The organism is Kamptonema formosum PCC 6407, assembly GCF_000332155.1.
Lineage (GTDB): Bacteria > Cyanobacteriota > Cyanobacteriia > Cyanobacteriales > Microcoleaceae > Kamptonema > Kamptonema formosum.
In genome coordinates, this window is record NZ_KB235898.1 from 440,997 (window position 1) to 454,374 (window position 13,378).

Annotated in this window: 12 protein-coding genes; 9 read left to right on the top strand and 3 right to left on the bottom strand. The window is 40.7% G+C overall.

Translation table 11 applies throughout. The features are described from left to right. Window positions 1-22: 22 nt before the first annotated feature. The 7 genes from OSCIL6407_RS0101955 (at window position 23) to OSCIL6407_RS0101985 (ending at window position 5,255) form a co-directional block, all read left to right on the top strand. Window positions 23-883 (top strand): Rpn family recombination-promoting nuclease/putative transposase, encoded by an 861-nt coding sequence (locus OSCIL6407_RS0101955; protein WP_007355299.1) that lies wholly within the window; start codon window positions 23-25, stop codon window positions 881-883. A 231-nt stretch (window positions 884-1,114) separates the two neighbouring features. Then, complete coding sequence (locus OSCIL6407_RS0101960; RefSeq protein ID WP_007355300.1) at window positions 1,115-1,552, top strand: J domain-containing protein; 438 nt, start codon at window positions 1,115-1,117, stop codon at window positions 1,550-1,552. An 84-nt stretch (window positions 1,553-1,636) separates the two neighbouring features. Continuing rightward, window positions 1,637-2,677 (top strand): hypothetical protein, encoded by a 1,041-nt coding sequence (locus OSCIL6407_RS0101965; protein WP_007355301.1) that lies wholly within the window; start codon window positions 1,637-1,639, stop codon window positions 2,675-2,677. A gap of 58 nt (window positions 2,678-2,735) precedes the next feature. Then, window positions 2,736-3,008: a DUF3143 domain-containing protein gene (locus OSCIL6407_RS0101970; protein ID WP_007355302.1), complete on the top strand. Its 273-nt coding sequence runs from the start codon at window positions 2,736-2,738 to the stop codon at window positions 3,006-3,008. 303 nt (window positions 3,009-3,311) lie between these two features. After that, window positions 3,312-3,557 carry a photosystem I iron-sulfur center protein PsaC gene (psaC, locus tag OSCIL6407_RS0101975; RefSeq protein ID WP_007355303.1) on the top strand — a complete coding sequence of 82 codons (246 nt, stop codon included), beginning with the start codon at window positions 3,312-3,314 and terminating at the stop codon, window positions 3,555-3,557. Between the two features lie 260 nt (window positions 3,558-3,817). Further along, complete coding sequence (locus OSCIL6407_RS0101980; RefSeq protein ID WP_007355304.1) at window positions 3,818-4,498, top strand: hypothetical protein; 681 nt, start codon at window positions 3,818-3,820, stop codon at window positions 4,496-4,498. Between the two features lie 28 nt (window positions 4,499-4,526). Further along, window positions 4,527-5,255, top strand: coding sequence for a hypothetical protein (locus OSCIL6407_RS0101985; protein ID WP_007355305.1), 729 nt, complete (start codon window positions 4,527-4,529; stop codon window positions 5,253-5,255). 220 nt (window positions 5,256-5,475) lie between these two features. Here the strand turns inward: OSCIL6407_RS0101985 and OSCIL6407_RS0101990 are convergent, their stop codons facing one another. Together OSCIL6407_RS0101990 and OSCIL6407_RS0101995 are read right to left on the bottom strand one after the other, a co-directional pair. Further along, window positions 5,476-7,014: a DUF2079 domain-containing protein gene (locus OSCIL6407_RS0101990; protein WP_019486868.1), complete on the bottom strand. Its 1,539-nt coding sequence runs from the start codon at window positions 7,012-7,014 to the stop codon at window positions 5,476-5,478. Continuing rightward, window positions 6,989-8,614, bottom strand: a complete 1,626-nt coding sequence (locus tag OSCIL6407_RS0101995) for a DUF2079 domain-containing protein (RefSeq protein WP_007354674.1) — start codon at window positions 8,612-8,614, stop codon at window positions 6,989-6,991. Before OSCIL6407_RS0101995 ends, OSCIL6407_RS0101990 begins: the two co-directional genes overlap by 26 nt. Before the next feature lie 99 nt (window positions 8,615-8,713). Between OSCIL6407_RS0101995 and dxr the strand changes: the two genes are divergently transcribed. Next, window positions 8,714-9,904: a 1-deoxy-D-xylulose-5-phosphate reductoisomerase gene (gene dxr, locus OSCIL6407_RS0102000; protein WP_007354673.1), complete on the top strand. Its 1,191-nt coding sequence runs from the start codon at window positions 8,714-8,716 to the stop codon at window positions 9,902-9,904. Window positions 9,905-10,096: 192 nt separating this feature from the next. Here dxr and OSCIL6407_RS0102005 read toward each other — a convergent pair whose 3' ends face one another. Then, window positions 10,097-12,280 (bottom strand): DEAD/DEAH box helicase, encoded by a 2,184-nt coding sequence (locus OSCIL6407_RS0102005; RefSeq protein ID WP_007354672.1) that lies wholly within the window; start codon window positions 12,278-12,280, stop codon window positions 10,097-10,099. A 144-nt stretch (window positions 12,281-12,424) separates the two neighbouring features. Here OSCIL6407_RS0102005 and OSCIL6407_RS0102010 point away from each other — a divergent pair, with 144 nt between their 5' ends. Then, window positions 12,425-13,378 carry a glycosyltransferase family 2 protein gene (locus OSCIL6407_RS0102010; RefSeq protein ID WP_026103622.1) on the top strand — a complete coding sequence of 318 codons (954 nt, stop codon included), beginning with the start codon at window positions 12,425-12,427 and terminating at the stop codon, window positions 13,376-13,378.

Here is a 13,378-nt window from a genome sequence, read left to right on the forward strand (position 1 = left end):
AGTTTAAAACCTAGTTCCTACTATGATCTTTATCAACCCTAAAACTGATTACGCCTTCAAAAAAATTTTTGGTTCCTCAGAAAGCAAAGATATTCTGATTAGCTTTCTCAATGCTCTGATTTATGAAGGTAATTCTATCATTGAAGATTTAGAAATTATTAACCCTAACCTTCCCCCCAGGGTTCAAGGCTTGAAAGATACTTATCTGGATGTGAAAGCTAAACTCACAGATGGTACTTTAGTAATTATTGAAATGCAGGTATTGAATGTACAATCTTTTGGGAAGCGAGTTTTATATAATGCCGCTAAGACTTACGCTTTTCAGTTACAAACTGGTGAAGGCTATCGAATGCTTAAGCCAGTGATTGCTTTAACAATTACTGATTTTGAAATGTTTGCTAATAGCGAACGCTTAATTTCCAGGTTTGTGTATAAAGAAGTCAGTACCAATTTAAAATATCCCGAAAATGACATAGATTTAGTATTTATTGAATTGCCAAAGTTTACCAAGGAACAGGATCGACTTGAAACCTTGACTGACAAATGGATTTATTTTATTAAATATGCTAGAACTCTCACATCTGTACCAGAAATAATGGACAATATTCCCGAAATTCATAAAGCTTTCGAGATTGCGAATCAAGTGAATCTAAGTCGGGAAGAACTGGAAGATTTGGAACGGAGAGAACTGTTTATTTACGATCAGCAGGGAGCTATTCTTAAGGCTGCTCAAGAAGGAATAGAACAAGGAATAGAACAAGGAAGACGCGAAGAAAAACTGGCGATCGCTAGACAATTACTCTTACGATTAGATGATGCAACTATTAGCCAAATTACTGGGCTTAGCCTTGAAGATGTGCTAAACCTACGAGCGAGCAATTGATATTCAACTCAATTTTTGAGTTGAATAAAATTGTATTACCTTCTTCCCCTTCTTCCCCTGCTTTCCCTTCTTCCCCTAGTCCCTAGCCCCTAGCCCCTAGCCCCTAACCGCCCTGGCGGTTGCTATAAAGGGGTCAACAGCCGGCTAAAATAGTTAAATAATTTAGAAACAGGCAAAAAAGGGGCTTCGGTGACAGCGGAGGAGGCAACTTCAAAAAACCAACATCAAAAGATGCCAGAACAAATCCCTCTGGTCTTGACCTATTATGGCTTACTAGGGTTACACCCCTCAGCCTCAAGCATAGAAATTCGGCAAGCTTACCGGAAACTAAGCAAACACTACCATCCCGACACTACCGATTTGCCAACAGCGATCGCCACCCCTAAATTTCAACAACTAAACCTTGCCTATGCTACCCTCAGTAACCCAGAACGTCGTCTCACCTACGATCGCAAAATTGGCTATTCACGCTTAAATGTAGTTCAACCCCCAGCCAACTTAAACCACCCCTCCAACTCCCGCAACAACTCTGACTCAGCCTATTTAGACCCCACCGATCGCCCCCTTTCACCCGGAGAAATCTTCATTTTGTTAATTCTTGGTCTTACCCTACTCGGCTGTCTGGCCCTTGCGATCGCGATCGCCTTAATTCGAGGTAATCAACAATAAAGCTCAAAAAAGCATAATTTATTTTTTATTTCTGTTAAAAATTTTAACTATCATAAAACCTCCTTAACTACCACCTAACAGCTCATGAAAATTTATACCTTCAATGCAGCTAGTGATACTCGTGTAGAATTACTATGGCCTCTCAGACCGGATAATAGAGATCCAGCCTTTGACAAGCTGATTGCAGAAACTCATTGGAGTGAAACACATTCTTTAAAACATTGCGATCTAGCCATCTACCCTCAAAAAGTCTTCAATCCAGAAAACCGTGTTTTTGATGACTCTGTTTTAGATGCAGTTAAAGAAGCGGAAATTTATAATAAGCCATTGATTATAGATGCAACCTGCGACTTAGATACACCCTTAGATATACCAACAGCAAACATTCTTCGCTTTGGTCTTTATAAAAGCTTAAAAAAACCTTTTGAGACCGAGCGTCCTTACTGGTCAAATCAAAAAACTAAAACTCAGTTAGAAGCTCTAGAAATTTTACCTCGATCGCAAAAACCTGCTGTCGGTTTTTGTGGAACTACATCAGCCGCAGGTAAATTTTTTAAAATAGGGAACAGCCTGCCTTTTCCCCTATCAAAAGCTTTATTATCCCAAGGCAACCTTGCCCAGAAAATAGACATGAGGCTGAAAAAAGGAATGAGCCATCAACTGAGAAAAGTTGCTATGGATTTACTGGCAGAAGATCGACGAATAGACAGCCATTTTGATATCACAAATACCCTGCAAGATTATTACAACCCCGCCAATATCAATAGAGTTTTACTAGAAGATAGATTCATAGACAACATGAGAAAATCCGACTATTCCTTATGCGTGAGGGCAAATGGTAATTATTCCGGGCGCTTTTATATGGCTTTAAATGCCGGTTGCATTCCCTTAGTAATAGATACTGATGTAGAAATTCCCTTTGAAGAAAAAATTCATCTGCTCAAAGTCCCACTAAAATCTTTATATAAGATAGGAGACTTAGTAGTAGAACATTTTGAAAAAATCACCAACAAGGAATTCCAAGAAATGAAACTAGAAAATCGGGCTATTTACAACGAGCTTATGGCTCCCGATAGATTCATCCCCAACTTTATAGAAAGTATCTTGCAAAAAGCTAATAGCTAATAGCAGATTCCCATTCAACACTCATTTCCAATTACCAACTATCAACCATCAACTACCAATGACTATTCCTTCCCCCGATACCCCCTTGTATAACCATCCCCTGCCAGAAATAGAGCAATGGCTAAAAAACCGGGGTTGCCAACAAGACCGTAGCGAACTCCACTGCTGGCGAATTCAACGACCAACATGGGAAGCAGAACTTTCCCTAGACATCGATCAACTGACCGTCCGCTACCTTCACGCTGGAGCTGACGGTCAAGATATTCAACGAGCTTTCAAATACTCTCTTAGCCGTCAGGATATTGAAGCTGCGGTTTTTTCTGGCCCGTAATCTGTCAGATCGAGTTTGGATGGCAACGCGATCGCCCCAAGCCAGCATTGCCTGGTTTAAAAAGCAGAAGTGCCGCTCCAAGTAAAAAAGATGGATTTTTGTAAACTTTTGTAAAAAATATTGTTTCTAATCCTTAACCGTTAACAACTGTGAAGTTTTGCTGCCTTTTAGCTAAGAGCTTGGAAACACTGCGGTAAACTAGGCCATGATTCTCTGTGAAAGATGAGCGGTGGAAGCTCGCCGTCAAATCAGTTCACTTGCAGATACAGCAAATTTTGATGACTCGTTTGGAGCTTTTATTCAATGTCTCATGCAGTCAAAATCTACGATACCTGCATTGGCTGTACCCAATGCGTCCGCGCTTGCCCGCTTGATGTTTTAGAAATGGTGCCCTGGGATGGCTGTAAAGCCGGTCAGATTGCCTCTTCCCCTCGCACAGAAGACTGTGTTGGCTGCAAGCGGTGCGAAACTGCTTGTCCTACTGACTTTCTGAGCATTAGGGTTTACCTGGGAGCTGAAACAACTCGCAGTATGGGTCTAGCATACTAAGAAGCTATTAGCACGCTCTTTGGGATCGGCTTGAGGAGGGGGCGTTAATCGCCCCCTCTCTTGTGAGTAATTTTGGAAAACTTATAATCGTACCACAAGTCAGAAGTAAAAATTCAAAAGTTATTGGATAGCAATCTCATCGCTCGAAAGCCGTAGGTTGAGTGCAACGAAATTAAACCCAACATCAGGAATTTCGTAATACTCTTGAGAAGATATTAAAAGGTATTAGACAACAATCTCATTGCTCGAAAGGAGACAGCATGAAATACTTTTCAATCGTGATGGATTTACTGCGGGAACGCCAGCAATTCCTCGAAGACCTCCGCCAAGGCGTAAGACTACAATCTAAAATCTTAGGTCTGTTGATTTCCAGTTGCGTATTCTTCGCCGTCTATGGCGCTATCATTGGTGCAGCGAATAGTTGGCAGCAAGCAATCATGTCAGCGATCAAATTGCCAGCTCTTTATATAATCACAGTTATCATCTGTTTTCCCACATTATATTTTTTCAATGTAATGTTTGGTTCCAAGCGCTCCTTTGAGCAATATTTAGCATTGCTAATGACAGCAGTAGCCTTGATTGGAGTTTTACTCTTAGGATTTGCACCAATCTCCCTATTTTTTCTAATTAGCACCTACGATTACCAGTTTTTTAAACTGTTAAATGTTGCGATTTTCTCACTCACAGGCTTTCTCGGTGTTAATTTTTTATATCAAGGTATGCAGTTGCTTTCTAAGGAAGACCCCGAAGGCAAGGAAATTCGCGACAAGATTTTGAAATTCTGGCTAATACTTTATGCCTTTGTCGGCTGTCAATTAGCCTGGACGTTAAGACCTTTTTTTGGAGCACCGGGAGCACCTTTTGAGTTATTTCGCGGCCGAGACAGCAACTTTTATCTGAATATCGTGCAAGCAATATCTGAAATTCTTGGTTATCGCTAAACTTTTAATTAGGAAATTGGAAACTCTTATGCAGCCAGATTTGGAGGAGTTAAGAATTACCGAGAAAGAAGTAGAAGAGTTAAGCGGTGTAACTCTGAGTGATGTTGTCATGGGTAATTTATACCGAACTTCTGTGCTGCGTGAGAGTTTGATAGGCAAGAAAAGGCGGAATCGTCAACAACTTGCCTCTTTTATTTTCAATGAAGTTTTGATATTTGGCTTAACCTTAATTTTTTCAGTTCCCATTACTTTGTTAATCGCTAAAAATACTACTTCTGTACCAGATACTCAGGCATTTTTTCAGTTTTTACAATTGACTTTAGTCCTATCTATTCTCTTGAGTTGCGGCTGGAATATTTATATGTGGTTGAAAGCAAAACCTCTAGCAGCTTTGGCGAATTTAGCAGATGAAGTAGAGAAATATAATGAGGTGATTAAGGCGGTAGATATTATTGATAAGTTAACTGCTGTGGGTAATTTGCCCCTGAATTTGATTAACAGAGACGATGCAATTAAAGCCCTAAATGTCACTAGAGATAGTTTGATTTGTGCTTTGAGAACAGAAAAAATACTCAGAGATAATCAAGAGTTTATTGGTCGCCGCTATGAGTTATTTGTTAATATTGAAAATAATCTAACTGCTTTAATGGCTTTTGATGTCAATAACCAAGCGAGTGAATATGGACGGTTGCTGAATGAGGCGCTAGAAATTGGGATGAGCGTGCATAAAGAGGTAAGAAAATTACAGGATAAGTAGAAGGAAGAAGGAAGAAGGAAGAAGGAAGAAGGAAGAAGGAAGAAAAATTTAGTTATCTAGGAGAGAAGGAAGAATGTTTATACAGTCAGCTTTTTAGCCATCCTTATCTTATGTTTAATTAGGTGGATTTACTTAAGTAAATCGAAGCAATCTCAAGGCCTTGAGATTGCTTCGCTCCGCTCGCAATGACATTGTTTATTTCTATCCAGCTACTTAAGTGTTAGTTTTTTTGATTGAATAAATAAACGTCATCCTGTTGATAATTGAGTTGAAACTGAGGATTATTTTTAAGTTGACTGACTAAGGTAGCCGCAAATTCTTTATTACTATTCCACCCTGGATGGCGGAGATTTAACAGCACATAATCAAAGTCAGTTAAATGATTAAGGGGTACAGAAGCATTGGTTAATTTGATGATTTGGCGATGGGATAAATGAGGGGCAATATAAGCGGTAGTTAAGACGCTACCCTTAGTTTGAACAAGGGCGATTGCATTTCGAGTTGCTTGCCATGTATCGAGAGAATCTAGATAAATTGTCCAGAAATAACCGTACTTAGCTAGTGCCAAAAAAGTTACTAATGACCAAATAACTATTACTTTTGGTAATTGGTAATTGGTAATTGGTAATTGGTAATTGGTAATTGGTAATTTTATTTTTCCTCCCGTTTTCTCGCTTGCTGCCAATGTCGCAATTACAGCGACTAAGAGAAAGGGTAACAAGGGGAGAGAATATTGATGAATTAAATCCCGTTGAGCATCAATATCCGATAAAATATTCTTGATTAATACTGGTAAAGCACTTATTAAAGGCGCGAATTGACGGGGAGAAAGCCATAAAATTACTGGTAATAATAATAAACCGAGATATTGCAAAGTATCCACCGAAAAAAACCGCCCTAAGACCAGTCCTGGTTTGAGTATAACATTTACAGCAATTTCAAAAACTGAGTTTCCTAAATAGCTATAGCGTCCAACTCCTCCGGGCCCTTTTCCACCTTTAAAATGTGGGATGATTCCTTGAGTGACAATTACAAACCAACCTACACCTAAACCAAGTGCAATTGCACCGCATAACCGCTTCTTTTCAAAGAAAAACAGCCAAATTCCCATTGCAGCTACAGTTAGGGATAAGGCATCTTTACAGGCTAAAACCCAAAGAATTGCCAGAATAAACCATAAGGTTTTATCTAATTTAGCTGCTAAAATTGCGCCTAAAAGGGCGGGAATTGCCATTACTTCTGGATGGAAATCAAACAAATTAAGGTTGAAAACTACGGGATACAATAAATACATCACTGCCATAGCTAAGGATTTAGATTCATTTAATCCCGCTTGACGTGCTAAACTCCAAGTAGGCCACGCTCCTAATGCTAGGGAAACTGCTTGTACAAATAATAACCAGTAAACTGATGGGTAGATTTTGTAAAGTAAACCCAAAGGATACATAGCCAAAGCTGCATGATTTCCCAGATGATGAATGCCTAGAAATGAGGAAAATGGTGTTTCTCCCTGGCTAATTAAATAAGCAACTTGGTCATAAATTCCCATTTCAAAAGCTGTTGATTGAAATAGGGCATGACGTATACTGCTACAACTCATAAAAATGATTGCAGTTATAGTAATTATCGGCACTAGAGGATGGGATTTAAGATGTTTAAAAAGCAGCATTTTTCTAATAATCTTCAGAGCGATAAAATTCTCGAAACGCCCCCCAGAGGGAGGCGTTTCGTCACTAATCTTTTGTAAAGACAAAAACATCATCTTGCTGATAGCTTAACTTAAAATTGGGAGAATTTTTAAGTTTATCGGCTAAACTAACGCCAATATCTTTAGTATCTGGCCAAGGATGGCGCAAATTCAAGACTACGTACTTAAATTCAGCTAAATCAGCATTTGGTGAAATTTGCGATAACAATTTTACTACTGGGCGATGAGTGAAATGAGGGGCGAGTCTATTATCAGTTAATACGCTACCTTGGGGTTGTACTTGGGCGACTGCTTCTTGGGAAGCTTGCCAAGTATCAATCCTTGTTAGATATAGCAAGAAATCCTTAGATTCGCCGATAATTAGGAAAATTAATAATGACCAAATAACGATTGTTCTAGGAAATTCTAACTGAGGAATAGAAAGTCGGAAATTAAGGATGTTTATTTCGGATTTTTTCGTTGGTTTGGCTGATTCTGCTGTTAAATCATTTTCACTACCCACTAATAAACTATCGGTTAAATCTGTTGGTAAATTTTTACGGCTTAGTTCTTCCTTGGCAATGGCTGCTAATAATAAAAAAGGAATTACAGGTAAGGAGTAATGATAAGCCATGCTGCGCTGAAATGGCACATCTGATAGAATATTTACGGCTAGCGTCGGCACGGCACAAACTAAGGGTGTTAGATATCTCCAGCCTAATTTTTTACCAGTAAAGGGCAAGAGTAACCAAATCAGGGGTAAAATTAGGAGGAACAAATATTTAACTGTATCAATGGAAAAGATTTTACCCAAAATTAATTGTGGTTTCAGGAACAAATTAAGTACAATTTCTCTGACTGAGTTACCTAAGTAAGTATACCGCCAAACTCCCGCCGCTTCGCTGCCACTAAAGTAGGGAATCAGCTTCTGAGTGGCAATCAAAAACCATGCTACACCCAGAATCAGGGCAATACCGCCACACAAACGGCGCTTCTCAAATAGCAGTAGCCAAAAACCCATTGCTATTACAGTTAAGGACAAGACAGCTTTGCCACCCAAAACCCAGAGAATGCCTGCACAAAACCACAGCGGCTTATTGAGTTTTGCGGCTAAAATTGCGCCCAAAATAGCGGGTAAAGCCATTACTTCGGGGTGAAAATCAAATAAATTGGTATTAAAAATCACTGGATAAAGGAGATAGGCTACTGCCATTGCCATAGCTTGGTTTTCCTTTAAACCTGCTAAACGCGATAAAATCCAAATTGGAAAAATACCTAAAGTTAAGGCAATTGCTTGTACTAAAAATAACCAGTAAACTGTGGGATAAATCTTGTACAATAAAGCTAGAGGATAGATAGCCCAAGCTGCATGATTACCAAGATGATGAAACCCCAAAAATGAGGAAATGGGGGGCAAACCTTGGCTAATTAAGTAAACAACTTGGTCATAAATTCCTAAATCAAAGCCTGTTGATTGAAATAGGGCGTGCCGCAAGCTACTACACAAAAAGAAAATTAGCACAGAGGATGCGATCGCCCAAACCGCAGTCGGCGGAGGGATGAGATGACTTACCTCTATTTTTTCTGACTTGCTGCTGCTGTCCTCGCTTGAGGTTCCAAGATTTTCAGGGGGGTTTTGCATGAAGGCTTGCACTAGCTGACCACTCAACATATCATTCACTCGAACGTGCAACTAGGCAAGAGTCGGCGAGTGCTAATTTAACTCCCTGCGATCGTAATATTGGTATGGCCCACCAATCATTAAAAAATTGTGAAAGCGATTACCCTTCTCGGCTCTACCGGCTCCATTGGCACTCAGACGTTAGATATTGTGGCACAGTACCCCGATCAATTTCGGATTGTGGGTTTGGCTGCTGGGCGAAATGTGACGCTGCTGGCGAAGCAAATTAGGCAGTTTCGGCCGGAAATTGTCGCCATCTCTGATGTGGATAAGTTGCCAGAATTGAAAGAGGCGATCGCAGACTTAGACCCACAACCCATTTTACTTGCTGGCGAGACTGGCATCGTCGAAGTTGCCAAATATGGCGATGCCCAAGCTGTCGTTACTGGCATTGTCGGCTGTGCCGGTTTGTTGCCTACAATTGCGGCTATTGAAGCCGGTAAAGATATTGCTCTTGCTAATAAAGAAACTTTAATTGCTGGCGGCCCCGTTGTCAACCCCTTAATCGCCAAACATGGAGTGAAATTATTACCTGCTGATTCAGAACATTCGGCCATTTTTCAATGTCTCCAAGGCTTGCCTAAAGGCGGTTTGCGGCGGATTATTCTCACTGCTTCTGGCGGTGCATTTCGAGATTGGCCAGTTGAGAAATTATCAGAAGTAAAAGTTGCCGATGCCTTAAAACATCCCAATTGGTCAATGGGGCGGAAAATCACGGTTGATTCTGCTACCTTAATGAATAAAGGTTTAGAAGTAATCGAGGCTCACTACCTGTTTGGTATGGATTATGATGGCATTGATATTGTCATCCATCCTCAGAGCATCATTCACTCACTAATTGAGCTGCAAGATACTTCTGTTTTAGCGCAATTGGGGTGGCCGGATATGCGTTTACCTCTGCTTTATGCCTTGTCTTGGCCAGAGCGAATTTATACAGATTGGGAACCGCTGAATTTAGTAAAATCGGGAGATTTAACTTTCCGAGAACCTGACCATCAAAAGTATCCTTGTATGCAGTTAGCATATACTGCTGGACGTGCTGGCGGTTCGATGCCTGCGGTGTTGAATGCAGCCAATGAGGAGGCAGTAGCCCTATTTTTAGATGAAAAAATTGAGTTTTTAGATATTCCGAGGTTGATCGAACGGACGTGCGAAAAGCATCAAGCTGATAACTGTGCCAATCCATCTTTAGATGATATCATTGCCGCTGATAAATGGGCAAGACAAGAAGCTTTAGCGGGTACTAAAGAGTTAGGCGATCGTCTCGTATTTCTGCGATAAGCTTTTACGCATAAAACATAACCCTGGTTGTTTAGAAAACCAGGGTTATTCTGCTAAAACTGTGCGCTAATATAGCAACCGCTTTCGTCGTTTAGGACGTTCTGAATTCATGAAACCATTGATTCTCTATCCCTTCTTCCCTTCTTCCCTTCTTTCCCTAGCCCCTAGCCCCTAGCCCCTAGCCCCTAGCCCCTAGCCTTCTTCCGCCTCCCCGATATCTCGCTTCAGCGGCCGCTTATAAGTAAAAGTAAAAGTATCTTTACTCTCAATCACCCGCCGCATTTCCTCATACATTGGATAATCACCCACCCCACTCAAATTAGCCCATCCCCGCGCCCTCGTTAAAGCCACAAATAACTGATTACGCAGACTCACATCGGCCTCATTTCTGGCAATATTATCAAAGCCAATCACATAGACCATATCCGCTTCATTTCCCTTAGCGCGAGTAACGCGAGAAACCGTTACTCCGCCATCCATCCAGAATAAATCGGGGTTGTGACTCGGCCATTTAGGGTTTAATTCATCCAACCCTAAAGCTGTAGGAATGTAGATCTTAATTCCTTGTTCAATCAAGAAATTGGCTACCTGAGTTTCTAATTCTATTGCCTCAGTAACAGAGCCTAAAATTATCACTAAAATATCCCTACTAGGTCTCAGGTCATCATCGACAATATTATGCAAAATCTTATCAGCTAAAGCCATCATTTCTTCCTGGCGAGAGCCATAAGTTTCAAACTCTAATACAGGTTTTCCCCACAATTGCTCAACAGGATTGGGTGAATTTTGAGGTGGTCGATGTAGAGTGATTTTTTGACCAGCAATAAACTTACCCGTCACTTCATAACCGATAGCTTTCCAATCATCAGCGCGAGTAATTCCTGTTAACATTCCCTCTGGTCGCAACAATCCCATCCCAATCGCGTGTGCTGCTGTCAAAATTGTACCAGGAGTGCGATAACAACGGCGCATGACTTCGGATTTTTTGATGCTGCCGCTATATTGCGTCCCTTTACTTAACAAATTGCTTAAATTTTCGCCAAACAATTCTTTAGTAGTCGGCACTTTTAAGTTATCAAGACTTTGAGCTTCATCGTAAGCCCAAATTAAGCGCCGCTGCTCTAACTTTTCTGGATCGGCTGGTTTTAAAGCTTGATAAGCTAACCAGTAAATTGCCTGTTTATCCTGAAATTTTAGATCGTCTTCCGAGACTAAATCTTGACCTTCATCGATCAAAATTGCATCAAAAATTGGCTCAATTTTGATTTCTTCCGATAGGCGTTTACAAAGTTCAGCCAATCCCCGATTAGGCTGTCTTTCCGGTGTTTCTCCAGCAGTCCTCGATCGCACGCCGTTGAACTCGCAAATTGTACTATAAAGTCCCGGTTGATTTTTCCCACCCCAAGCGTGAAGAATCCGCAGTTTTTTGTTAGTTTTGGAATCGTATTGAACGTCACCATTTGTAAAGCGACGCAGCCACCTATCTACTAACCCAATCATCAAATCGTAAAGAGTGCGAGTGAAAAATACTAAGGCAATATCCCAATCAGGATGTTTTAAGTGAATATGAGCCGCTTTTTGGCACAATAACACAGTTTTCCCCGACCCGGCAATGCCCCGCATTCGCTGAAAACCAGGGGGGATTTCTTTGCCGATGTGTTCTTGCTGGAAATCTAATTCGTAGAGCCTTTCCTGTAAAGTGGCAATCACACTAGAACGAGTTTTACTGTTAGTAGATTGAAGAAGGCGGGGCGCTTTTCTCAAAATAGGGCCGCCGCTGATGACTGATAACAATAATTCCCATTGTTCGTCCTCAATTTCCTCACCTTCCACCACTACAGGCGCTCTTTTAATTCGCTCAGTTAAGGCAAGTTTACCTAAGTGATCTTTGAAGATAATCGGCGGACAATTGGGCAGCTTATCGAATTCTTTTTGTTGCCATTCTGCCTCTGTAATTAGAGGTAGTGCTATGATAGCTCTAGCGCCGACTTTCCGGCGAATAGCCGATTCTCTGTCGCAATACCCCAACAAGGCATAAAGTTGATTTTCAGCTTGCTGATAGGGGTTAGTTTCTGCGGTAGAAAAGTTTTGAAATTCCCATTCTTGACCGTTAACGGCAACAATTTGGTCAATCTTAACAGATTTGACCTCAATAATTACTAAACTTAATTCGCGATCGACAATCAAAATGTCAGGTTCTTTGCGAATTTCTCCAAACTTTGAGAAAAGAGGATAGCGCGAATAACCAATGCAGGTGCGATCGGCAAAGGCACTGCGGACTGCATCCCAAACTATTTGTTCTCCCGCTTCTGTGCTCTTGTCTAGCGGCTCTGTCGTGATAAATTTGCGACCCTGATCTTCCATTCCAACAGGCATTGATATTGACCTCGCTAACGATTGAGATGTGTAATTTGCGTTTCGCTGGTTCAAAATGTGCAGATAGGAGTATATGATAACAGCAATGGTAAACTGCAATCTCAAATTTTCGCTAATTTTCTTAAATTTGTACTCTCTGTGACGATGAAGAAGCTAATTATCCAAATTCCTTGTTATAACGAGGAAGGTAGTCTCGGTGTTACACTTGCGGCCTTACCTCGCCATCTGCCTGGTATTGATATTATTGAATGGTTGGTTATTGATGACGGTAGCCAAGATAGAACTGTTGAAGTTGCAAAAGAGTATGGTGTAGATCGTATTGTTCGTTTTTCAAGTAACCAAGGTTTAGCTAAAGCATTTATGGCGGGCTTGGATGCTTGTTTAAAGGCGGGAGCTGATATTATTGTTAATACTGATGCTGATAATCAATATTGTGCTGATGATATTCCTTTATTAATTGAGCCAATTTTATTAGGTCAAGCAGAAATAGTGGTAGGTGCTCGACCTATTCTTGAAATTGAACACTTTTCTCCTACTAAAAAACTGCTGCAAAAAGTAGGTAGTTGGGTGGTTCGTCTTGCTAGTAAGACGGATATTCCTGATGCTCCAAGCGGGTTTAGAGCATTTAGCAGAGAGGCAGCAATGCAGTTAAATGTGTTTAATCAATATACTTATACTCTGGAGACAATTATTCAAGCTGGACAAAAAGGTATGGCGATTACTTCGGTTCCGATTCGCACTAATGGGGTTTTAAGACCTTCGCGGTTGGTAAAAAGTACGCCTTCTTATGTGATAAGATCGCTGTTTACAATCCTCCGCATTTTCATGGTTTACAAACCTCTACGCTTTTTCTTAATGTTAGGAAGCGTGCCGTTTAGTTTGGGTGTGATATTAGGTATACGCTGGATATTTTTCTTTATTTTACAAGGTACTCTTAGAACTAGAGTTCCCAGCTTAATCTTAGCTGCGATTTTAATTCTGATCGGCTTTCAGTTGTGGATGTTGGGTTTAATTGCTGACTTAATGGCAGCTAATCGCAAATTGGTGGAAGAGATTCAATTGCGGCTGCGACGGCTTGATACTAGGAGAGAAGATTAA